At 54.2% G+C, this 22,793-nt stretch carries 25 protein-coding genes and 1 riboswitch; of the genes, 4 read left to right on the plus strand and 21 right to left on the minus strand.

Annotation, left to right across the window (positions count from 1 at the left end; translation table 11 throughout):
- Positions 1 to 84 precede the first annotated feature (84 nt).
- From cobW to ACEQ15_RS15915, 17 genes are all read right to left on the minus strand, one after another.
- Positions 85 to 1,155, minus strand: a complete 1,071-nt coding sequence (gene cobW, locus ACEQ15_RS15835) for a cobalamin biosynthesis protein CobW (protein ID WP_370280209.1) — start codon at positions 1,153 to 1,155, stop codon at positions 85 to 87.
- Positions 1,142 to 1,993: a precorrin-4 C(11)-methyltransferase gene (gene cobM / locus ACEQ15_RS15840; RefSeq protein ID WP_370280210.1), complete on the minus strand. Its 852-nt coding sequence runs from the start codon at positions 1,991 to 1,993 to the stop codon at positions 1,142 to 1,144. The genes cobW and cobM overlap by 14 nt, the downstream gene beginning before the upstream one ends.
- Entirely contained in the window at positions 1,990 to 2,790 is an 801-nt protein-coding gene (gene cobJ, locus ACEQ15_RS15845) for a precorrin-3B C(17)-methyltransferase (RefSeq protein ID WP_370280211.1), read from the minus strand. The genes cobM and cobJ overlap by 4 nt, the downstream gene beginning before the upstream one ends.
- A 105-nt stretch (positions 2,791 to 2,895) precedes the next feature.
- Complete coding sequence (locus ACEQ15_RS15850) at positions 2,896 to 3,669, minus strand: cobalt-precorrin 5A hydrolase (protein WP_370280212.1); 774 nt, start codon at positions 3,667 to 3,669, stop codon at positions 2,896 to 2,898.
- A complete protein-coding gene (cobI, locus tag ACEQ15_RS15855; protein WP_370280213.1) occupies positions 3,666 to 4,385 on the minus strand; it encodes a precorrin-2 C(20)-methyltransferase in 720 nt (239 codons plus the stop codon). Before cobI ends, ACEQ15_RS15850 begins: the two co-directional genes overlap by 4 nt.
- On the minus strand, positions 4,378 to 5,655 hold the full coding sequence (gene cbiE / locus ACEQ15_RS15860) for a precorrin-6y C5,15-methyltransferase (decarboxylating) subunit CbiE (protein ID WP_370280214.1): 1,278 nt from the start codon (positions 5,653 to 5,655) through the stop codon (positions 4,378 to 4,380). The genes cobI and cbiE overlap by 8 nt, the downstream gene beginning before the upstream one ends.
- A complete protein-coding gene (locus tag ACEQ15_RS15865; RefSeq protein WP_370280215.1) occupies positions 5,655 to 6,296 on the minus strand; it encodes a precorrin-8X methylmutase in 642 nt (213 codons plus the stop codon). The genes cbiE and ACEQ15_RS15865 overlap by 1 nt, the downstream gene beginning before the upstream one ends.
- 104 nt (positions 6,297 to 6,400) lie before the next feature.
- Complete coding sequence (gene cobK / locus ACEQ15_RS15870; protein WP_370280216.1) at positions 6,401 to 7,174, minus strand: precorrin-6A reductase; 774 nt, start codon at positions 7,172 to 7,174, stop codon at positions 6,401 to 6,403.
- Positions 7,171 to 8,286 (minus strand): cobalt-precorrin-5B (C(1))-methyltransferase, encoded by a 1,116-nt coding sequence (locus ACEQ15_RS15875; RefSeq protein WP_370280217.1) that lies wholly within the window; start codon positions 8,284 to 8,286, stop codon positions 7,171 to 7,173. Before ACEQ15_RS15875 ends, cobK begins: the two co-directional genes overlap by 4 nt.
- Before the next feature lie 12 nt (positions 8,287 to 8,298).
- Positions 8,299 to 9,627, minus strand: a complete 1,329-nt coding sequence (locus ACEQ15_RS15880; RefSeq protein ID WP_370280218.1) for a cobyrinate a,c-diamide synthase — start codon at positions 9,625 to 9,627, stop codon at positions 8,299 to 8,301.
- Positions 9,627 to 10,211: a cob(I)yrinic acid a,c-diamide adenosyltransferase gene (cobO, locus tag ACEQ15_RS15885; RefSeq protein ID WP_370280219.1), complete on the minus strand. Its 585-nt coding sequence runs from the start codon at positions 10,209 to 10,211 to the stop codon at positions 9,627 to 9,629. The genes ACEQ15_RS15880 and cobO overlap by 1 nt, the downstream gene beginning before the upstream one ends.
- Positions 10,212 to 10,233: 22 nt before the next feature.
- Entirely contained in the window at positions 10,234 to 11,949 is a 1,716-nt protein-coding gene (locus ACEQ15_RS15890) for an ATP-binding protein (protein ID WP_370280220.1), read from the minus strand.
- The gene (locus ACEQ15_RS15895; protein WP_370280221.1) at positions 11,946 to 12,644 is read right to left on the minus strand and encodes an energy-coupling factor ABC transporter ATP-binding protein; all 699 of its coding nucleotides are present in this window, start codon (positions 12,642 to 12,644) and stop codon (positions 11,946 to 11,948) included. The genes ACEQ15_RS15890 and ACEQ15_RS15895 overlap by 4 nt, the downstream gene beginning before the upstream one ends.
- The gene (cbiQ, locus tag ACEQ15_RS15900; RefSeq protein ID WP_370280222.1) at positions 12,641 to 13,423 is read right to left on the minus strand and encodes a cobalt ECF transporter T component CbiQ; all 783 of its coding nucleotides are present in this window, start codon (positions 13,421 to 13,423) and stop codon (positions 12,641 to 12,643) included. Before cbiQ ends, ACEQ15_RS15895 begins: the two co-directional genes overlap by 4 nt.
- Entirely contained in the window at positions 13,407 to 14,000 is a 594-nt protein-coding gene (locus ACEQ15_RS15905) for a hypothetical protein (RefSeq protein WP_370280223.1), read from the minus strand. Before ACEQ15_RS15905 ends, cbiQ begins: the two co-directional genes overlap by 17 nt.
- Positions 13,993 to 14,613, minus strand: a complete 621-nt coding sequence (gene cbiM, locus ACEQ15_RS15910; RefSeq protein WP_370280224.1) for a cobalt transporter CbiM — start codon at positions 14,611 to 14,613, stop codon at positions 13,993 to 13,995. Before cbiM ends, ACEQ15_RS15905 begins: the two co-directional genes overlap by 8 nt.
- Before the next feature lie 13 nt (positions 14,614 to 14,626).
- On the minus strand, positions 14,627 to 15,427 hold the full coding sequence (locus ACEQ15_RS15915) for a DUF4198 domain-containing protein (protein ID WP_370280225.1): 801 nt from the start codon (positions 15,425 to 15,427) through the stop codon (positions 14,627 to 14,629).
- 102 nt (positions 15,428 to 15,529) lie between these two features.
- A riboswitch (cobalamin riboswitch) is annotated at positions 15,530 to 15,749 on the minus strand.
- Positions 15,750 to 15,937: 188 nt separating this feature from the next.
- On the opposite strand from ACEQ15_RS15915, the gene ACEQ15_RS15920 reads away from it, so the two are divergent.
- Positions 15,938 to 16,543 carry a Yip1 family protein gene (locus tag ACEQ15_RS15920; RefSeq protein ID WP_370280226.1) on the plus strand — a complete coding sequence of 202 codons (606 nt, stop codon included), beginning with the start codon at positions 15,938 to 15,940 and terminating at the stop codon, positions 16,541 to 16,543.
- A 163-nt stretch (positions 16,544 to 16,706) separates the two neighbouring features.
- Here the strand turns inward: ACEQ15_RS15920 and ACEQ15_RS15925 are convergent, their stop codons facing one another.
- Together ACEQ15_RS15925 and ACEQ15_RS15930 are read right to left on the minus strand one after the other, a co-directional pair.
- Entirely contained in the window at positions 16,707 to 17,513 is an 807-nt protein-coding gene (locus ACEQ15_RS15925) for a hypothetical protein (protein WP_370280227.1), read from the minus strand.
- A 3-nt stretch (positions 17,514 to 17,516) separates the two neighbouring features.
- Entirely contained in the window at positions 17,517 to 17,825 is a 309-nt protein-coding gene (locus ACEQ15_RS15930; RefSeq protein ID WP_370280228.1) for an ArsR/SmtB family transcription factor, read from the minus strand.
- Positions 17,826 to 17,976: 151 nt separating this feature from the next.
- On the opposite strand from ACEQ15_RS15930, the gene ACEQ15_RS15935 reads away from it, so the two are divergent.
- The gene (locus ACEQ15_RS15935; protein ID WP_370280229.1) at positions 17,977 to 18,549 is read left to right on the plus strand and encodes an NnrU family protein; all 573 of its coding nucleotides are present in this window, start codon (positions 17,977 to 17,979) and stop codon (positions 18,547 to 18,549) included.
- A gap of 34 nt (positions 18,550 to 18,583) precedes the next feature.
- On the opposite strand, the gene ACEQ15_RS15940 is transcribed toward ACEQ15_RS15935, so the two are convergent.
- Positions 18,584 to 19,579, minus strand: coding sequence for a hypothetical protein (locus ACEQ15_RS15940; RefSeq protein WP_370280230.1), 996 nt, complete (start codon positions 19,577 to 19,579; stop codon positions 18,584 to 18,586).
- A 463-nt stretch (positions 19,580 to 20,042) separates the two neighbouring features.
- Between ACEQ15_RS15940 and ACEQ15_RS15945 the strand changes: the two genes are divergently transcribed.
- Positions 20,043 to 21,242 carry a nitrate/nitrite transporter gene (locus ACEQ15_RS15945; protein WP_370280231.1) on the plus strand — a complete coding sequence of 400 codons (1,200 nt, stop codon included), beginning with the start codon at positions 20,043 to 20,045 and terminating at the stop codon, positions 21,240 to 21,242.
- A gap of 59 nt (positions 21,243 to 21,301) precedes the next feature.
- Here the strand turns inward: ACEQ15_RS15945 and ACEQ15_RS15950 are convergent, their stop codons facing one another.
- Positions 21,302 to 21,631, minus strand: coding sequence for a hypothetical protein (locus tag ACEQ15_RS15950; protein WP_370280232.1), 330 nt, complete (start codon positions 21,629 to 21,631; stop codon positions 21,302 to 21,304).
- Positions 21,632 to 22,009: 378 nt separating this feature from the next.
- On the opposite strand from ACEQ15_RS15950, the gene ACEQ15_RS15955 reads away from it, so the two are divergent.
- A partial coding sequence (locus ACEQ15_RS15955; RefSeq protein WP_370280233.1) for a GlxA family transcriptional regulator occupies positions 22,010 to 22,793 on the plus strand: 784 nt, incomplete at its 3' end.

The following is a 22,793-nucleotide window of genomic DNA, read 5'->3' on the forward strand; positions in this document are numbered from 1 at the left end:
GATGATCTCTGCCGGGGTCTGATCCAGATCGATAATGCCTTCATCATCGACAAATCCACCCGGCTGGGCAGCCAACAGGTGCATTTAAAGCGCAGTCTCCAGAACGGACTTCACAGTCGCTTCATCGATGCCTTTGCCGATGAATACCAGCTGGGTTTTACGCTCTTCACCCATCGCCCAAGGACGGTCAAAGTACACGTCCAGACGCTTACCCACCGCTTGGAACACCTGACGCATCGGTTTACCCGGCAGCGCCGCGAAGCCTTTGGCACGGTAAATGTTGAAATCGCTCAGCAGGGATTTCAGCGCCGCATGCAGTTTGTCGCTGTGCACTTCACCCAGAGTGATGACAAATGAATCGAAGTGATCGTGGGCATGATCGTGGTGCTCACCGTATGCGTGGTGATGATCGTGGTGGTTGTGTACCTGATCGATACGCTCCTCAGCCGCAGCATCCAGCCCCATCAGCATGTCCAGCTGTGCTTCGCCGTTGCTGATGTAGGCGGTTTTAACCGCGTTAGGTACCTTGGCGGAAACAACAGCTTCCACCAGCGAACGTGCATCGGAATCCAGCAGATCATTCTTGCTAACCACCACCAGATCGGCAGCACTAAGCTGGTCATCCAGCAGCTCCTGCAGGCTTGGATCGTGATCCAGGCTGTCGTCCGCCAGACGCTGTTCCTGTACCTGCTCCACGTCGTGTGCGAAGCGACCTGCTGCCACTGCCGGACCATCGATCACAGTGATGACCGCATCCACGGTGCAGTACTCTTTGATGCCCGGCCAGTTGAACGCCTGCACCAGTGGCTTCGGCAGTGCCAGACCGCTGGTTTCCATCAGGATGTGGTCGATATCGTCACGACGTTCCACCAGCTGCTGCATCACCGGCAGGAACTCTTCCTCTACGGTGCAGCAGATACAACCGTTGGCCAATTCGTAGATGCCGTTTTCGCCGTCATTAGCCGCCTGCTCTTCATCACAAGAAAGGGGGCAGCTGCGCAGCAGGTCGGCGTCGATATCCAGCTCACCAAACTCGTTAACGATCACGGCGATACGTTTTCCGGCCGCCTGCTTCAGTACGTTGGAGAGAAGTGTGGTTTTACCGCTACCCAGAAAGCCGGTTACAACGGTGGTTGGGATCTTATTCAGCTGCATCGTTTGTCTCTTTCTTATCAGTATCTTTTAGGTAGATGTCGCGTTTTACGGTTCTCGGCACTGTTCGTGGGGTAAGGGGTTTTACCCGTGGGCGATAGATATGGGCCTGATCCTTCTGGTACAGGTAGGAATCGGCAAAGTCGTCACTGTCGAGTACATGGCCAACCAGAATCAGTGCAGTGCGGGTAAAGCCCTTTTCACGCACTTTGGCGACGATATCGCTCAGGGTGCCGGTGACCTTGTCCTGATCCGGCCAACTGGTGCGGTAACACACCGCCACCGGGCAATCTTCGCCGTAGTGTGGGATCAGCTCCTCAACGATCTTGTGAATGCGGGCAATACCCAAGTGGATCGCCAGGGTCGCGCCGCTGCGTGCCAGTTCCGGCAGCCGCTCACGCTCAGGGAACGGCGTCTTGCCCTCGTAGCGGGTCATGATGATCGTCTGGGAAACACCCGACAGGGTGAGTTCCTTACCGAGGTACGCAGCGGAAGCTGCCACTGCGCTGACACCTGGAATCACTTCGTAGTCGATCCCCTGCTGCTCCAGGCGACGGATCTGTTCGCCAATCGCGCCGTAAAGCGCCGGATCACCACACTGCAGACGGGCCACGTCTTTACCTTCTTCATGAGCCTGAGTGATATGTGCAGTGATCTCTTCCAGATCAATCGATGCTGTATCAATGATCTTTTCAGCAGTGCCTTCCACTTCCGCCAGTACTTCGCGTGGGATCAGAGAACCGGCATAGAGCACTACCGGGCACTGCTTCAGAATGCGCAGGCCCTTGAGCGTCATCAGTTCGGGATCACCGGGACCTGCGCCGATAAAGTAGACCTTCATGCCGCGCTTTCCTCAGTTACACCGAGCTTCTTCTTGTAGCCACGCGGCGTGTACACCCATTCACGGCTGCCGTTGACGATGTGGCGGGATTCGCTGTTGCCAACACTTACCAGAGTGAACATGTCGACGTCTTTGGCATCAAGCTGATCAAGTCGGATGATGCGGATGTTTTCATCTTCACGGGTCAGCTGGCGACCGATTAATACGGGCGTAGACGCTGGGCGGTATTGCAACAACACATCACGGGCGTGATTTAGCTGCCAGTCACGTTTACGGGACACCGGGTTGTAGAACGACACCACAAAGTCCCCGGCACCGGCGCTATGAATACGCTTCTCGATGGTTTCCCACGGAGTCAGCAAGTCGGACAGGGAAATCGTACAGAAATCATGCCCCAGCATAGCGCCCACACGGCTGGCACCCGCCTGCATGGCGGAGATACCCGGTACCACTTCGATCTCAACATCCAGCCACTCAGGGTGGTTCTCGTTACCCTGCAATTGCTGGTCGAGCAGTTCGAACACCAGCGTCGCCATGGCGTAGATACCGATATCACCGCTGGAGATCAGCGCCGTGGTTTTACCGCTAGCGGCCAAGTCCAGTGCCAGACGAGCCCGGTTGATCTCTTCACCCAACGGCAAGTCATGGTGGGTTTTGCCGTCACAGACGTCACCCAACAGGTCCAGATAGAGGCCATAGGCCACCAGATCGGTACTGGCGTTGATCGCCGCCAATGCGCGTGGCGCAACCAGTTCACGATCACCGGGACCGGTACCTACAACAAATAGTTTGGTCATTCGATTTATATTCCATCCAATCTGTAGCAGCCCGCTCCGAGGGCGACAAAAAGAGGTATGTCGCGGTCGGCACCCTAAAGGGCATAAAAGCCCGCTGCTACAAACTTAAATCTCGGGTTCAGCTACAGGGTAACTGCGTGCAATTGCGCAGGTCGCCTTTCGGGTTTTCTGTTTATTCAGTACAAGCTCGGGGGATTCGCTAGTCATATCTTGCACAGCATAGAGCGCCGCCGACTCCGCCACGCCATAAACACCTACCGTGTTAAATACGTACTCGGAGCGAGTGCTGAGTAGCGACTCCATAGTGCTAAGCTGGGGGACACCCCAGGTTAGGAACGGTTTGCCCAGCTTTTCGGCCAGCTCAATCAACCCCACTTCGTCGGCTTTGATATCGATACTGTTGATGCTGGACACCGCATCTAGAGTCAGACCTGCCTGATCCAGACAATCCATCAGCAGTCGCTCCAGCTCATCTAGAGGACAATTACGCTCACAGCCCATACCCACCGCGTATACCGGCTGCAGGTAAGGCTTCGCCGTCGTGATCACCGGTTGTGCCGACAGTAATTCACCCACTTGTGCAGCCCAGTGATTGGCGCCACCTTCGTGACCGGACAGCAGTGGGATAACGTATTGCCCCTGCTCATCCAGCACCAGCACCGGCGGGTCCTGGTATTTATCGCGGATAACCGGAGCCAGCGTACGCACCACAATGCCTGTGGCGCAGATAAAGATCAGAGGTTCCCCATCACGAAAGGCTTGCTGTACGGTGTCGGCAAAGGGTTTGGGCTTAAAGCAGATCTCGGCATTGTCCAGCTGTTCACTTAAATGCTGAGCCAAACGCAGACCAGCCTCGGTCAGGGCGATAATCTTACTCATCGACTGTTTCTCTCCTGCGGAGTAACTACAAACAGAGAAAAGTAAGGTCCGGCTTCTCGAGGCAACTTAGCCAGATCGGTTTCAATTCGCTGGTTTTCGCGACCGATGTATTCAAGATACTGAGCATCTTCGGCTCGACCGGTTGCATCGAGCAGCGTAAGAATACGTGGTCGGGCGCGCCCGGCTTTCATAATCACCACAGAGTCATGATCATTGAGAGCGGTACGTATCTGCTCATCCGTATGGCGACCGCTGACTACAACAAAGGATTCCTTCAGCATGGTCAGCGGGTGTTTCAGTTCCGCGGCGGCCGCATTCACCGATGAGATGCCCGGCACGACCTGACAGGCAAACTCACCCTGCAGCCGCTCCAGCAAATAGGCAAAGGAGCCAAAGAACAGCGGGTCACCTTCACACAGGAATACAACGTCGTGACCGGCCTCCAGCTGTTGTCGGATCAGCGCTGCACCTTCGTCATAGGCTTTGTTTGCCAGACTGCGATCAGTGGACATCGGCATGCAGATTGGAATCTCAATCTGCTCAGTGTTCTGGTCTACAAATGCTTCCCTGGCAATTGCACGGGCCTGACTTGAACCTTCATCGTTGGCTAGATAGGCCACAACCGATGCACCTTTGATCAAACGCAGGGCTTTCAGCGTGATCAGTTCCGGATCTCCCGGCCCAACACCTACGCCGTAAAAGGTTGCTTCAGACATCAATTGCATCCTCAGTTACAGACGCTTTACGGAAACTAAAGAGGGTTACCGGCAAGGCAGGACGGTACACCAAGTGTCCGGCAAGCTGATCGCCGCGATTGACCGCTATCTGAGTGGTCTGGCTGTAGCTATCGCCCTGCTTCATGCGAGTCTCGTAGAAACCCAGCAGATGTTGTTTGGTGCTCTCGGTGACGGCGCTGGCGACCAGCACACCGTTATCCGGCAGTTGATCCCAGACCTGGGCGAGCAAGGCTTCAAGCTCACCATCGCTACCGCCGATAAACACCTTGTCGGGTGCAGGTAGGTCAGCTAATGCGGCAGGGGCTCGGCCCTCTACGATATTGAGATTGCTCACCACCCCAAACTTATCCTGGTTGGCTTTCAGGCAACGCAGGCGCTCTGGGTGATGTTCAATGGCATGGATCTGACTGTCCGGATTCCAGTAGGCCAATTCGACAGCAACACCGCCGCAGCCGGCACCGATGTCCCAAACCTGATCATCACGGGATACCTGCATCAGGGATAGAATCGCAAGTCGCACTTCACGTTTGGTGAGCATGCCTGAACCGTTAGGACGATCCGTGACGAAATTACCGTCCGGAATACCGGGAAATTCGGGCAGCACGCCACCTGCACCGCGCACCCGGATTACAGTGACGTGCAGCGGATCGAATTCGGTCTCCTGAGTTACAAGGTCAGGGGCGTTGAATGTACGTACCTGTTCATGGCTGTAACCCAAGGCTTCACATACGCTCAAACGGGATTCTTCAAAACCCGCGGCGATACACTCCTGCGCCAGCACCTGCGGTGTACTGTGTTTATCGGTCAGGATCACCAGCGTGCTATTTCGCTTCAGCTGGGTGCGGATTTTCTCCAGTGGACGCCCATGCAGGCTGAGTACATTCACATCCTGCAAAGACAGCCCTAACCGATGACACGCAGCCTGGATACTGGAGACCGCCGGATAGAAGCGAAGCTGCTCATCCGGAAACTGGCAACTAAACCAACGACCGATACCGTAGTAGAGGGGATCACCCGACGCGAGAATGACCACGGACTGCATGCCTTCCTTTGCGTATGAGGTGATCAGTGCTTTCAACTCAGAGAGCTTTGGCAAAGTCAGTGTTGGTGATTCACCCAATAGGTGATCGACAACCTGCAACTGGCGCTCGGATCCGATCACCATATCGGCGGCGGCCAGCGCTTGCTGGGCATCCAGCGACAGTTGCGCCTGCTCGGCGACACCCAGCCCAATAATATGCAGCTGCATCAGTACCACTCTCCCCGGTTACAGCGTAGCAATGCATTGCACGTCGCTGCCGATACGGCGCTGCCGCCCTGACGCCCCAACAATGTGATGCACTCAATCCCCAGGTCCTGATGCACATCCCACAGCGCCTGCTTGGACTCTGCCGCGCCGATAAAACCCACTGGCATGCCGATGATCAGGGCTGGTTTGTCTGCGCCCTTCTCTATCATCTCGAGCAACCGGAACAACGCAGTAGGCGCATTACCGATTACCACCACCGCACCGGCCAGATGCTCACGCCACAGCTCAACCGCCGCCATGGAGCGGGTCTCACCCGCCGCTTTCGCCAGTTCCGGCGCACGAGGGTCGTTCAGGAAACAGAGAGGCGGTGTATTGATCATCCGCTTGGTGATCCCCTGCTTCACCATCTCCGCGTCACACAGGATCGGTTTATCTTCAGACAATGCCTGCAAACCCTGAGCACAGGCATTCGGGCTGAAGCGCACCTGCGCAGCAACCTCCGGCATACCCACACTGTGAACGATCCGCATAACCACCTGCTGCTCCTCACGGCTGAGGCCTTCGAGGTCGGTCAGTGCTCGGATCTGGCGGAAGCTTTCCTGTTCGATCGCGACCGGGTCTGTTTCGTATTCAAATGGCACGTTTGAAGTTCCCAAAATATTCGTGTGCTTGTCGCGGTCGGAGCCCGCTGCTACAGGCAATGAGCGTTGTAGCAGCCCGCTCCGAGGGCGACACGCATTGCGGTTTATTCGTTAGTCATCCAATCCCTGATTACCACCACACCCTCAGCGATATCGCTAAACTGCTGGTCGGCATCCGGCAATTCCGGGCGCTGCAACATAAATACCTCAACACCCAGTTCCCGCGCGGCATGCAGCTTGGCTTCTGTAGATGCACCGCCGCTGTTCTTAGTGACCAGCGCATCTACCTCGTATTGCTCAAACAGCACCCGCTCGTCTTCCAAGCGAAATGGGCCGATCCCTTTAATCCACTCCACCGAATCGGGCAGATCCACCCGAGGTGGCGCTGCAGTGCGCAGGATTATTCGTTGATCATCACCCGTCTGTGCGACCAGCTGATCCACCGCCCCCTGAGTCAACTGACCCGCAGTCAGCAATACGCTCTTTTTACCTGCGAGCGCCGGAATCAACGTCTGCCAGTCATCAAACAGCCGCCAGTTATCACCGGGTTGTTGCTGCCACTCTGGTCGATGGAAACGCCAGCATGGAATACCCAGATCTTTTGCTACCGAAACGGCGGTACTGCTCATCGTCGCGGCAAACGGATGGGTCACATCCAGAATCGCATCAATTTTCTGATTGCAAATATACGTCGCCAAACCACCAAACTGGCTGAACCCACCTACCAGCACTTCACAAGGAAGCTCCGGCGTGCGGACCAGACCGGCAACGCTGTACACGATTTGCAGCTGTTGTTTCTGTTCACCATTTTTTTCAAGAAGTGCCTTGGTCATACGGCGTGCATCTGCAGTACCACCGAGCAACAACAGTTTTTTCATTTCGTTTCACCTTTGTAGCAACCGACAAAGTTGCCTTTTCGGTCCACCGCCCAGATCTCCAGCTCAACCCGATCGGGCATCACCTTGTGCGCCCGCAACCAGGCTTCGCGACAGACCTCCGCCGCCAAATCCACACAAGCCGCCTGGCAAGCTTTCAGTGCTTGCACGCTGGTATTGCTCTGTCTGACTTGCTCCTGCAATGCCTCATCGGCCCCGGCATCTGCTGCCAATTGGGCCAGATAATCCAGATCGATACTGGAGGCTCGGCTGTTCAGGTCCATATGGCCTTTCGCCAGTTTGCTGATCTTGCCGAATCCACCACAGATGGTGAGTTTGGCTACCGGAGACTTTTTAAGGTGCTTCAACACCGCACCAACAAAGTCACCCATCTCTATCAGCGCCATCTCTGGCAAGTCATACTGCGTCTTGATGGCCGCCTCACTGGTTGAACCCGTGGTCGCTGCAATATGGTCCATTCCATTTGTGTACGCCACATCGATGCCTTGATGGATCGAGGCAATATAAGCCGAACAGGAGTACGGCCGCACAATGCCGGTTGTGCCCAAAATCGAAAGCCCACCCACAATGCCCAGCTTCGGGTTCATGGTTTTCAAAGCGATCTGATCGCCACCTTCCACACCCACAGAGACCTCAAAGCCGCCTTCATAACCATAGGTATAGGCAGCATTGGTGAGGTGCTCGGTCATCATTTTGCGCGGGACCGGGTTAATGGCGGGTTCACCAACTGCCAGCATCAATCCTTCACGGGTTACCGTGCCCACGCCTGGTGCTGCCTTGAACACCACCCCTGGTGACTCCGTCAGGCGCAGCTCTACAAAAACCGTTGAACCGTGGGTCACATCAGGGTCATCACCCGCATCTTTGATCGTTGAGGTGCGGATCCCGTTTTCCAGTGCCCGATACTCCTCAATCACCATCTCCACCTGTTTTCCTGGCGTGTTGCCTTTGGCTGGCAGGTTTACCTCAACCGTTGCAGGCTGTTTTCCTCCAAACAATGCGCGTGCGGCAGCTACACAACAGGCTGTCGCACACGCGCCTGTCGTCAAACCAGAGCGCAGAGGTTTGGGTGATTCGGAACTCTCGGGCCACATAATCTATTCGATTTACTCTCCGCTTATCTCAAACTGCCCGCTGAAAATCGCCGCAATCGCTGCAGGATTGGACGGGAAAAACAGGTGCAGGTAACTGGCAGTCACACTGCCATCACGGAAGATCGGTTCCCCGGGTGCAGGGTCGCGTTGACGTTTGCCATGACCAATCGGTTCATCCGTATCAAAGCAACGGGACCGATGGTGAGCATGGGCACGTACATCACCTTCCGGCAGTTGCGCAGTCTGCATGCCCTGACAACCACGCTTGCCGCGCATCGCGCCGTGGCCGGCCAGCAAACCGGCCATCGGATATTGCTGCTCTTCCAGGTCGGTCAGCGTCTGCAGGCAGTAAAGAAATCCGCCGCACTCCGCCAATACCGGCTTACCCTGCTGATGGAACGCCTGGATCGCCTTCAACATAGGCTGGTTGCTACCTAGCTGCGCGGCATGCAGTTCCGGGTAACCACCTGGCAACCAGAGCGCGTCCACCTCCGGCAATTCGGAATCCGTCAGCGGCGAGAAGAACTGATACTCCGCGCCCATCTCTGTCAGCATGCGTAGATTGGCGTCGTAGATAAAACTGAACGCGGCATCTTTTGCCACGCCGATTCGCTTGCCACTCAGCAGGGGCTCAACGGCTTCAACTTCTGCGCTAACAAACTCCACCTCGGATGGCAGCTCGGTAATTGCATTGCCCGCAATCCACTCGGCACCGCGGTTGAAGCGTATTTCCAGCTCATCACGAACCTCGTCCGCCTGCACCAAACCCAGATGGCGCTCCGGCAGTGCCACATCTGGATCTCGCGGAAGGGTTGCCAGCAACGGTAACTCCGGTGGCAGTGCATCACGGATCAGTTGTGCATGACGTTCGGTACCACAGCTGTTGGCAATCAGACCCGCTACGGAAATATCGTCACGGAAGTTAGCCAGACCCAACGCAACCGCTGCTGCGGTCTGTGCCATCCCCTTCACATCCATCACAATCGCCATCGGGATGTTAAAACGCGCAGCCAGATCGGCGCTGGACGGTTCTCCGTCGAACATCCCCATCACACCTTCGACCAGGATCAGGTCTGCTTCCAATGCGGCTTCGTACAGCTTTTGCTGGCAGTAGGCTTCACCGGCCATCCACATATCCAACTGCTCGACCGGCTGACCGGATGCCTGGGCAAGAATCTGCGGATCAAGATAGTCGGGGCCTGTTTTAAAAACACGTACCACTTTGCCCTGCTGACGAAAATTACGCGCCAGCGCAGCGGTAATGGTGGTTTTACCGGCACCGGAGCTCGGTGCGGCCAGAAACAGTGCCGGGCAGCGGGCGGATTGCTGTTGGTCTGTCATCAGTATTCGATCCCTGCCTGTGCTTTCACACCTTTGCGGAACGCGTGGCCTTCGTCGCGGATGCTGCTGATGGTATCGGCAATTTCGACCAGCCCATCCGGCATCACACGGCCCGTAATGATTACATGCTGCATCTTGGGACGTGCCTGAAGTGCTTCCAGGACCGGCTCCAACGCCAGGTACTTGTACTTAAACATGTAGCTCATTTCGTCAAACACTACGATGCCGTACCGGTCGTCCTGCAGGATCTCCTGCGCTTTCACCCAGGCCTGTTCCGCCGCTTCGATATCCCGCTCACGATCCTGAGTTTCCCAGGTAAAGCCGTGACCCATTACATACCAATCGATCTGCGGATGGTCCTTAAATAACTTGTATTCGCCCGTTTCCAAGCGACCTTTGCTGAACTGCACAACAGCAGCGCGCTGACCATGCCCGACCGCACGTGCCATGGTGCCAAACGCGGAACTGCTTTTACCTTTGCCGTTGCCTTTCAGCAGGATCAGCACACCTCGCTCTTCAGTCGCCTTGGCGATGCGCGCGTCGATCACTTCCTTCTTGCGCGCCATGCGTTCTTGATGAGTCATCGTCATATCCATTTCTCCTGAATCATACGGCCGGAAGCGGCAGGTATTGCGCACTAAGTTCTGCAGCCAGTTGAGCACCACGCCCACGTTTAACTGCGCTTTGTTCGATATCGATCAGCACGGTGTCACCGGGTAGCGCTACATCATTCAGGTGCGCACTGGTTCGACCATCGGTAATGACGTAGGTACGTATCTGCAGAGCCGGATTTTGTTTGATCGCTTTACCCAGGTAGCTTTGCACTTGCTCCAACGCTGCACGTATCGGTGTGCCGCCTCCTGCTGGCAGACTGTCTAGCCAATTCTTCAGCTCTTTCGGTGCACGTACTTTTGGCAACAGGTTCTCAACCTGGTTATTGCCAAAACCGAAGATCGACAGTTGCTCACGTTGCAGGTAGGCCTGTTCTGCGATCTTCAGTACAGCAGCTTTACCCAGCGATTCAGGTCCCTGAGCCAACGTCGAGGCTGATGTATCCAATAGCACCAGATGAAGGACAGGCTGGCCTTCGCGTGCTTTCTGAAATTTCAGCGATTTAGGTGGCCAGATACCGCTGTTAGCGATCAGGGTACTGAACCAGTTCGGTTTGTGGCTCTCACTCGCACTGCGATGATTGCCGTTCGCAGCTTTCCCCGTCTTGCGTCCTGCCAGATCCGAAACCATCTGTTTCACAACCGCCTGTTTAGGGGATGAAGTCGCAGTTGTTTGGAACGAATTAAGCTCTGCACAGCGCTGTTGCTGAGGCACCATACTTCCCCAGTCACCTTCAGCCCTGCTTTGCTGTCCCGACTGAGGGCGATGACTATCTTCCGGTCGCTTAAACCCACCTTGTGGCGGTATCGGCGGCGCAGGAGGCCTTGGCGTGTTTTCCGGGGGCGATTTACGGCGATGAGCCAACGCCAGGGATTCCACCGCATCGATATCGTCGGTGGTTACTTGGTCACGACCGAACCATGCGGCATGAGCCAGTGCTGCGCGGTACCAGACAATATCTGCGCGCAGGCCATCGACTTGTGCTTCGCTACAGCGCTCAGCGATCTCCAGCCGTATATCGTCGTTGCAGGCGACATCGTTCAGAAGCAGACGCGCACTGGCGATCCTATCGAGGAGTACCCCCTGCTGATCTGCATATTGGTTACAAAACGCTGCAGGATTTCGATCAAAGGCTTCACGGGACTTCACAATCTCAACCCGTTCCTGCGAGCTGTACTGGTTTTTCAGCTCTACACAGAGTCCGAAACGGTCGTGCAGTTGCGGACGTAACTCCCCTTCATCCGGGTTCATGGTGCCGATCAGCAGGAAGCGAGCCGGATGACTGTGGCTGATACCGTCGCGCTCCACACGGTTCACACCACTCGCAGCAACATCCAAAAGCTGGTCGACCAGATGATCGGGCAGCAGATTGACCTCGTCCACGTAGAGCACACCGCCATGCGCTTTGCTCAGCAGCCCGGGACGGAAAGCGACGTTCTGGTCATCCAGCACGCGCTGTAGATCCAGCGTACCCAACAACATTTCTTCGCTGGTGCCCAATGGCAACGTAACGAACTCAGGTGTGTGTTCGGTTTCCGTTACCGGCAGCAGGTCGGCTAATCCACGTGCAAGGGTGGATTTTGCGGAACCACGAGGGCCGCTGATCACCACTCCACCGATGGCTGGGTTCACCGCCGCGAGAATCAGCGCCAGCTTAAACTCGTCCTGGCCGCTAACTGCAGAAAACGGGAAATGAAGTTCAGTCATCATGCCGCCTCCGTCTCTGATACCACTGCAACCGTTTGCTGGATAGGCTCCTCAACCAGCTTGGCATCTGACAGACGAACCCGCCGGGTTTCCAGCTCGGTTAGGAATTCATCATCGTGGGAGATAATAATCATCGCATGCGGCAAGGATTTTAGTGTGTTCAATAATCTACGGCGTGCTTCGGTATCCAGCGCAGTGCTGGGTTCATCGAGTAGCAGCACATCCGGATTCATCGCCAGCACACAGGCCAGCGTAATCATGCGCTTTTCACCGCCCGAGAGTTGATGGGTCACACGCTCTTCAAAACCATCCATTCCCAGAGACGCCAAGGTTTCACGCGCTATCTGCAGCGCCTCATCCCGGGACTTACCCAGGTTGAGCGGGCCGAAGGCCACGTCCTCCAACACCGTTGGGCAAAATAGCTGATCATCCGGGTCCTGGAACAGGAAACCGGCCCGCGCACGTACTTCGACGAAGTGTTTCTCTTCGCTCCGCAGCTCACCAAAAGCGTGAATCTCGCCGCCTTTAGCTTTTTTAAGTCCCACCAGCAGATGCAAAAACGTGGTTTTACCTGCACCGTTCGCTCCGGTCAGCGCTACCCGTTCACCTGGGTAAAGCGCGAAATCCACCTTGTCTAACACCACACCGCGACGGGGATAACGGTAAAACAGGCCGCGGGTTTCAATTAACGCCGTCATATAAAGTTCAGTCCTGTCAGTGCACCCAGAAACAGTGCGCAAAGTGGAATAAAAACGAAATCGGGATGGCCCAGAGCCATCTCGTCCATCAGATAAAAACGTCCGTTGTAGCCCCGGCACTTCATCGCATCGGCGATCCGCTCAGATCGTTCCAATGAACGTACCAACAACATACCCACCAGATAGCCGATCGAACGCCAGGTGTGACGGTCTGTTCTGAGCACAAACGCCCGCGCCTGCATCGCCCGACGCATGCGTTTGTACTCCTGGCCGATCACATCAAGATAGCGCACGGTAAACAGAAGCAGATGGACCAGCTTATCTGGCACACGTAACCGCGCCATTGCATAACCGAGTGTGGTAGCACTCATAGTGCCGACCAATGCCAACAGACACAGCACCACAGCGTTGGCTTTGAGTGCAATCTGGCAGGCATGAAGCAGACCTTCTTTACTCGCCAGAAAGCCCCCCAGCTCAAACAGGGCTTCACCCGGTGTGGTGAATGGCAGCATGATCACCAGGAAGATCATGAACATGTCCATTGCGATCACCCGGCGCAGGGTACGCTTGAAGTTAAGGTGGGCCAGACGCGCCATCACCAACGCAGTACCTAGTCCAATCAACAACACGCTGAACTGCGCAGAGCTCACAACCACCAACGCAAAGAAAAACGCCGCGACCACTCGGACCCGCGGGTCGACGCTGTCGATCAACGACTGAGTATGTTTCAGTCTCTGCCCTTTCCAGCTGGTACCGCTGTGCTCAAGAAACTGAGGCACGATTCTTTTCCTGCTTACGCTGACGCAACCAGATTCCGAGTCCAACCAGGCCAAAGATGTAACCGATACCGCCCAACACATCCTGTAAGCTGGCTTTCTCTTTGTAAGCAGCCAACTCCTTACGCAGTGGTTTCACCTGTTTAGCCACGGCCTTCTCGATCATCTGCTCTAATGCCACCTGATCAACACCGCTCATCGATACGCTACTTGTCGTTACGCTTGCCTTAGTAACGGGAGCTGAGCCACCCGGCAATGTCGCTGGCAACTCATCCGCTGGCAGCACTAATTCCAATACGTGCCCGGCACTCAGATCTGCATGAAAGTAGTGGTCGATGCGTTTTGTAGCGTCAAAGACAAACATCCCTTCATCTTCGATCACACTCTCGCCGATCACGTTTCCGGTCGCATCGCGGACTTGAACTACGATGCCCGCTTTGGCCATATCTCCGTTGGAGAAGCCGACTTCCCCTTCTATGGTGTTGCCAATGGCATACACACCGCCTACCACGTTATGGGCAAACACCGGAACGCTCATAGAAGCACTAAGAGCCAAAGCCATCAGAATCGATTTACGCATCCTGCCAATCCTCAGAGATATTCAGGAATTCCGGTTTTACCTTGCGGATCAGCAGTACGGCGGCAGCCGTGACGAAGCCTTCAACCAACATCACCGGTATATGGGCAATCAATGTAGCTTTCGCCGCCAGCCAGAACGCTTCACCGGACAATGCCAGACTGCCTGCCACCATAAATGTGGTTAGCGCAACAGCCCCAGCACCACCCACTGCGCCCCAGATCCCTGCGATCCTGGGCGACGAAGCGGTTATGCCGTAACGGCAGAGGTAGAACATCAGTACCGCGGGCAACGCGATATTGAAGGTATTCACGCCCAATACCAGGAAACCACCAAAGCCAAAGAACACCGCTTGCAACACCAGGGCCACCAGCAGCGCCGGGAAAGCGGCCCAACCAAGGGCCAAGCCGATCAAACCGTTAAGAATCAGGTGCACACTGGAAAAGCCCACCGGCAGGTGAATGTAGGAGGCAACAAAAAACGCGGCTGACAATACGCCCACTTGCGGCAGGTGGTCGTAATCCAGTTTTTTCAGGCCATACGCAACACCGCCAACTGCCAAAGCAACTCCTGCCATTAGGACCGATCCGGAAAGTGCACCATCAACGATATGCATGGCTTACGCCCTCTTATTCGACAGGATGGGCCTGAACCCAGATCACAGCATCCTGAGACAGCTCTTTACCCTTGTGTTCTTTCTCCGGGCCCACGCCCAGTGCACAGAATCCCCACTGGCCGGCCTTAGGGATGCCAAACGTAAACGTACCGTTGGCATCGGCGTAGATGGTCATAGTGATAAAGGCTTCGGCGGGTGGAGTGATCGCCGGTGTAGCACTAAATTTGTTGTTCGCCAGATCAGGTTCGTAGTTGATGTATTCAACCTCGATCTCAGCGAACGGCACCGGGTTACCTTCGCTTTTCACCACTCCGGTAAACGTGCCACCTTCATAGATTGCATAAGGCTTGGTTAGCGGGACGATTTCAGCTTTCAGTCCAAACTCTTCGTTCCACTGAGTTGGCAGACTGCCCACGTTCACGATGGTTTTGGTAATCTGCTGGATATAGATATCTTCCGCCTCTTCCATATAGGGAGCTGATTTGTAGACGAAGATGTTGTCACCCAAACCACGCAGACGTACATCTGCTTCATAAGCCGGTCCAGTATTTTCAGCACTGGTCCAGTTGATCGGTTTCAGCGCAGGCAGTAGATCGGTCTTTTTACCCTTACGTATCTGGTAAAACGCTTCCGGCTGTTCCGCCGACATCACGTGCCCACTGGCTGCAGGATGGGTAAATGGGGCCTTGAGGGTGATCTTGCCACCACGATCCAGCAACAGATCAGGCGTATACACCATCTGGAAGTGTGCCTGAGCTGCGCCCGCGTACAAACAACCCGCGGCGACTAATGAAGTACCGATCTTTTTAAACACGAATATTCTCCGTCTGAAAAACATAAAACAGGCGGAGTTGGGGAGGATAAGCAACAATTGTGCATCACTGCACTGACGCTCGGTGAAGCCCTCCGCAACACCTTGAACATTTCCCGATCGGGCTGGTATCCGGACTCATCGGTGAGCATGTGCTCCATCGCTTCACCTTCCCATGCTTACGCACAGTGGCATATGAAAACGACTTAACCGATCTACCGTTGCGGGGGCAGTGTCGGGATTAGCTCTGCTATGTGAGCTGCACCGACTTCCCATTTAACACTCTGCTTAGAATCACAAAGTGACCAGATCTGAGGCGAACGATACTGACCGTACCGGAGCCTGTCAATTGAGGGATCTTCTTATCTTTATGAATCAAATAGATATAGACACGGGCCAACGTGAAACATCGTTCAGTTGAGCAGATCTAATCCGCCTCAACTGGTCGCACGTATAAATGGAGTCTATTGTTGAACTTATGATCAACAAAACATCGTTACGAGAGGTGCCATCATGACGATAAAAACAATGTCGGAGATCTTTTACCATCCCAGCATTGCCATGAAGCATATCCGGGATGAAAAACTCAAAGACTCAAACGAAGCGTTGATCACGCTAGCGTTGCTAGCCCTGATCCCCCCAGTATCCCTACTGATCGGTACAACCCAGGTTGGCTGGAGCCTGAGCCTGTCTGGTGAAGCCGTACGCCTGAGCTTTGCAAGTGCAGCCCTGTCTGCAATGGCGTTCTACATCGCACTCTGCATCTCCTTACTGATCATGGGGTTTGCAATTCACTGGATGGAGCGTACATATGGTGGCGAAGCATCATTGGAGCGTTGCATGAACCTGACGCTGTACACCGCAACACCATTGCTGGTTGCCGGCCTAGCAGGCCTGTATCCAACGCTGTGGTTGTGCGTCGCTGCGGGTATGGCGGGTCTGATCTACAGCACCTACCTATTATTCACCGGTGTACCGGTGATTATGCGGATTCCTGAAGAACGTGGTTTCATGTTCTGTATGGCGATCCTGACAGTGGGTCTGGTTATCCTGGTCACCCTACGCGCACTGACTGTGTTTATGTGGAACTCAGTGATTCCGCTCACTTATTTGAGTTAAAAAAGGGCCTGGGATAAAAGGGTCTGAGTTAAAAGCGTTTGAGATAAAAAACCGGGGATCTAGAAGAAAGATTTAACCGAGTTGCAGGAGGCTGGTCTGTCCGTCATATTCACGCTACCCCTACGGACGGGTCAGCCTCCCTGCCCTGACTCCCCATTTCCACCTACAGGTGAGCGACTGAAGCACCACGCTCTGTTTCCCACCCCGTCAGTGTGAACATCTCGTCCAATGTATCCTGTACCTGCTGCACACCTTCACTTGGTGCACGATACGCAATGACACACCCGATTGTACTGCCCGTAGCGTATTGGTTGCCCCACACCACCTCGTTGACGCTAAAGCCATGTTTGCGTAACCGGTCCATCTCTACATGGGCATTATCGGTCTTGGAGATCGGCAGCCAGAAGAATGCGGCTGCATCGGCGGATCGCACGGTAAAAGCGAGTAGTTCCTCCAGGGTTGGATAGCCGGGCTGGCTATCACTCTGTAATCCCGGTGGATCGATGAATAGGAAGTTCGCGGTCTGAACCCCTGAATCGGAAAGATCAGCGGCGCGGTGATGAATAGCGTGGCCACAACCTTCATACACACGGCGCAGGTTTTCGATCGGTGCCGCTGAGATATCGTACAACGTCAGCGAAATCTCCTGCCCTCGCGCACTCATCACATCCTGTGCGATCAACGAAGACCCCGGGTACACACTTCCGACGAGCGTTGGTCGTGATAGATACCACTCTGTATAACAGCGAATCGCCCGGTTATCGGTATTGTGGCACTGACGATGAATCCGACCGATGCCCTGTTGCCACTGATTACCCGCCATAATAGGGTTCACCGCATATCCGGCAAACAGGTCGACAAACCGGAAAGTTTGACTGGAATTTGGCAATGCATTCAGGGCAGCGATCAACGCTGTGTGCTTGAAGATATCACCTGCATTACCTGCTTTATTGTTGTGGTCGTACTGCACCGACTACTCCTTTTCAGGCTCGGAGCATTCGTTTACACAACACTCCTCTTTCAGGTAGTCGATCAACTCATCCAACTCGGTATATTGTGGGATGCAATAGAGCGTGCGGCCTTCACGGCGCTGAACCACCAAACCCACGTTGATCAGGCGGGTAATGTGATGCGACAGGGTTGAACCCGGCACATCCAGCGCGGCCTGGATTTCGCCGACAGGTACACCCTGCTTACCGCCCTTAACCAGATGGCGGAATATTGCCAGACGCGTGACATGGCCAAGCTCAGCCAGCCGCTTGGCGGCCGTTTCAATCTGCATCAGATCTCTCCATCAAAAATCTATTTCGATATTACTCGAAGCGATCTGACGATACAAAATCCCATATGGCGATATGCAACCGAATAGTGATCTATCGCTGTTACAATGCAACGGTAGCTATCTCATGAGTAATTAAGGACAAGGAAAAACTATGGCACTGCTTATCGTAGGCTTACTCGTCTTCTTTGCGCCCCATATGGTTTCAGTGGTAAACCATGAATGGCGTGACAAAACAGCACAAAGTATCGGAGAAATGGGTTGGAAAACAGCCTATTCACTGTTGTCGCTTATCGGCTTCTGGCTGATCATCAATGGATACGCGGAAGCACGTCTGACCTCGGAATTTCTATACGACCCACCGCGTTGGCTAAGTCACGTTGCAGCGCTACTGATGCTGCCGGTGTTTATCCTGCTGATCGCGACTTATCTGCCGTGTCGTATTCAGCGCATGACTAAACACCCGATGTTGGTTGCCACCAAATTGTGGGCGCTCTCTCACTTGCTGGTGAACGGACGAGTTGCAGAGATAATTCTGTTTGGCAGCTTCCTGCTGTGGGCGGGACTGGTGCGTTACTCCCTGAAGAACCGACCTAAGCGTGCGCTGCCGCAACTGCCTGACAGTAAGCTAAATGATGTCATCGCAGTGGTTGTTGGATTGGCGCTGTACGCAGTTTTCGCCGTACACCTGCACGTTATGCTTATTGGCGTGCGCCCGTTCGGCTGATCGACATCTCAATATGGGGTAGCCGGCGCTGCCCCTATCTGCCACGTCGATCGTTATCGGTACGACGGTCACTGTCTCCACGACGCTCGCCATCACTACGGCGTTCGCTTTCGAAGATGCTGCCCCTGATTGGTATTGTCAGCGTCTTAATCTTTTCATCATTGGTACAGATAAATAGGTTGCCACTGTAGTTTCCGGTCGGTGTTTTACCAGGGATCAGCGTAACGGTGAGCTTATACCGGTCTCCGTCCGGCCCGCGCTCGGAATCTATGTCGATATAATTTACATCGGAACTGACGGTAATTTTGAAGTCACTACCGCCCTTTTTATACACCATCAGTGTCTGGGCGAACGCAGCTACTTTGCGTGCATCAAGCGTCACAAATATCGGTAAGCGCCCCATATCCAGTGCCTCGGGCAACGCATACACCCGCTCACGAATCCAGGTGTTGGCAAGCAACTTCATGCCCTTCTTACCTTTTTTCCCGGTAAGTAGATAAACAGCCTCGCTTAACTTTTCGCCCGGCACCTCACCTGAGAGCGTGAGTGTGACTTCGTAATGCTGCCCCGGCACCAGTGTTTCAATACTCATATCAAACCGTTCGCTGTCGTGGCGGATACCGGAAATCATGAGTGGTTTAGGTCGGTGATTGATCACCTCGATGGTGGCTCGCTCCGTCTTCCCTAGCTCGGTACCCACAAAAAATGCGGGATGGGGTTTAAATTCCACAGCGGGGACAAAATAGGCGTCGATAAAATAGTCTGCGGGGTGCAATGCTTCGTAGAAAGAGATCCGTACCTGGCCTTTGTATTCGCCGACAACCTGCTCGTTGTCGACGGTAAGGATGAAGTGCCCTAACCCGCCGGGTTCAACAGTACGGGTCAGACAGCGCGCTACAAGCGGAGGGGTCAGTTGAACGCTCTCAACGTTGAGCTGGCGATCGGTGGGATTCTCGAAATACAGCATCCGCTCAAACGCAGTGCCGGGCATTACTTTGCCCAACGCAATACGCTGATTATTTTTGCCCACTGGCGGTTTTCCCGATCCATGGGCCCCTTTCCTACGAAATATAGATGCCAGCATTAGGGACAGGTACTGCATTAGCATCATAGCGATCAGCCCCATAGACGCCCCTTCAATTGCTTGTCCCAAAGCTCATGACCTTTTGCAGATATTCGAATAAGAGCTTCAGGCTGGTATACACGGTGCTTCGTGCATACCTGAAAGCTAGTGTTAACCTAGCGAAACGGTTGGAATTATTTTGCTGAAACGTAGTATTTTCTTGCCACGCCCCTGAAAACCCGCGCAATTCAATTGATAAACAATGAGTTACACTGTGTGAATTTTTAAACCGATGGCACGCTTTCGATTGAAGGCGCCTCATCTGTACAAGATTGTTTACAGCATCAGGCGTGCAGCGAACAATTCACGCCAATCGTTTAAGCTAACCTTCTTAACAACCAGACATTTAAATGCGCAGGATTTCGCTTGCATGGACAGTTCCCTTAGCAACTACCGCACCCCAACTCATGTCCTGCCTTTGCTGGCACTGGCCAGCCTCTTAGCGACCTCCGTCTGGTTTGCAGTCAACGCAGTGCTTCCTTCTCTCACGCAGATGCTTGGTGAGGAGCAAACACCCGCGGGGATTACCATTGCCGTACAACTGGGTTTTATTGTCGGAACTTTTGTATTTGCCGCCTTGGCCATTGCGGACCGCTTCCTCCCCAGCCGCGTCTTCCTGATCAGTGCGCTACTCTCTGCGGGAGCCAACTACAGTGTGATCTGGCTCTCTGAGAGCTACGAATCCATTTTGGTTGCCCGTTTTCTCGTCGGTTTCTTCCTCGCTGGCATCTATCCGGTGGGTATGAAGATCGCGGTGAGCTGGTATCCAAAGGGCTTGGGATTAGCACTGGGCTTCCTGGTAGGTGCACTGGTGCTGGGCACCGCATTTCCGCATTTTGTAAGGGCTCTGGGCCAGGACTGGCCCTGGCAAGTCGTCATCCAGACCACATCCATCGCCGCCGCTTCAGGCGGTCTTGTTATCTGGCTGTTACTGGGCGACGGCCCCAACCGCCCGGTTTCTGGCGAGCTGCACCCCAAGGCCCTCATTGATGCGTTTCGATCTCCCGATTTTCGCGCGTCGGCCTGCGGCTATTTTGGCCACATGTGGGAACTATATACCTTCTGGGCTTTTGTTCCGGTGTGGCTGGTCGCATATCAGCAGTGGCATCAGATAGATTCCCTTGCGATCTCGTTCTGGAGTTTCCTGATCATCGGTGCCGGCGCACTGGGCTGTGCAGGCGGCGGACTGTTAACGCCACGTGTCGGTCCCGCACCTGTCGCGGGAATCCAGCTCACCATCTCTGGCCTTTGCTGCCTGCTTTCACCACTGATCTTTCTACTGCCGTTAGAAGCATTTCTGATTGCACTGCTAATCTGGGGTATTACCGTCGCGGGTGATTCCCCTCAGTTTTCCGCATTGAACGCAGTGAACGCTCCTTCCCATCTGGCAGGCTCCGCCCTCACGATGGTTAACTGCATCGGATTCAGTATTTCGATTATCAGCCTGCAGGTGGTGGAATGGTTTGCGACAAGCCTGGCGGATCAGTGGCTGTTTCTTCTGCTGCTACCTGGACCTGTGATTGGCATGCTGTACTTCCGCCCGGCCCTGATGAAAGAACTGACAGATTAAAGTGAAACGGCGCAGTTGCTTCCCGTGCACTGCGCCTGTTTTAAGCGGAATATACGTACTTAGGTACAGCCAGCGTCGTAACGCTGCTCTTCCATATGTCGCTGCGCTTCTTCCTGCGCCACTGCTTTGCGTACGGTTTCGAGCTGGTCCAACTCATCATCCGTGAAACAATCCAACGCTTCTTTCAGCGCAACTTCCAGCAGTTCACCCGCGATGCAGTTGAGATCCTGCTGATAGACCAACGACATGGTTTTCAGCTGGTCGTAAAGCTCGGTTGGGATAGGTGCTTTTACGCTTTTCACCGAAGAGCTTGAGAGATCACAGTGCGGTCCGGCATCCTCGCCGCTGGCACGTAGTTTCTCCACCAGCTCGGTAATCTGGGTTTTCATAATGCCTCCTGATCGCTCCTAAGGGGTTCAAGAGATGTGGCTACTTCCTCTATTCAGGTATAGCAGTGCAGCAGGCGAAGTAAAACCGAAGGTAGGATTAAGCCAGCCATATCACTCAATTGATTTAGTACAACCTTCGCATACACCTGCAATATGACGCCTCAATACAAGTGGATGTCGCACCATCATAATCACCGTATTTCCCAAATCATAAAATAGCGATAAAGGGCTTAATGAAACTCTCTCCATGAGAATTCATTGAGCCCTTTTTGCCTTAGCAGCAAGCACTTAGACTCAGCGTAAATTTCCTCATCAATGAGTTATTGAACGCTCAGTCCACCACAACTACGATTAGCCTAAAACAATAAGAAAAAAGCTATGATTCTGAAGCCCGACAGTGACGGTGTATTCACCGTTTCGTTTTTGTTGATTCCTGAATACGCAATGGTTGCGCTCCTTTCTGCGATCGAACCTATGCGTGTTGCAAACCGCATGGCCGGACGTAAGGTTTTCCGTTGGCAATTGCTCTCGGAGGACGGTCAAACCGTCCAAGCCAGCAACGACCTCGCGCTTGTTCAGACGACCAATATTAGTGAGGTGGAAACCCCGACCAATCTATTTGTGTGTTCCAGCTTCAATCCGGAAAACCACCTGCGTGAAGAGACCATCAGCTGGCTGAAAAAGCTCTATCGCGGTGGCACACATATCGGCGCCATGGATACCGGTTGTTACCTTCTGGCGGCCGCCGGCATCCTGAAGAACTGCCGTATCACTCTGCACTGGGAAGCGCTGCCCGCTTTCCATGAAGATCATCCCGACGTGGAAGTTACCAACGAACTGTTTGAGATCGACCGTCACCTGATCACCTGTGCCGGTGGTACCTCGGCCATCGATATGATGCTGCATATCATCCAGACAGAGCTGGGCGACAAGCTGGCACTGGACGTCTGTGAGCAGTTCATCAAAACCGGTATTCGTCAGAAGTCAGACAAACAAAGGATCGACCTGGCGGCGCGCCTGAATATCCATCATCCACGCCTCCTCAAAGGATTGGCGATGATGGAGCAGAATATGGATGACCCGCTGACGACATCACAGCTGGCGGAGAAATCACATATCTCGGTGCGTCAGTTGCAGCGTTTGTTCCAGTCTCATATGGGGA

The sequence above is a fragment of the Pontibacterium sp. genome (assembly GCF_964228735.1).
Taxonomy (GTDB): Bacteria; Pseudomonadota; Gammaproteobacteria; order Pseudomonadales; family Balneatricaceae; genus Pontibacterium.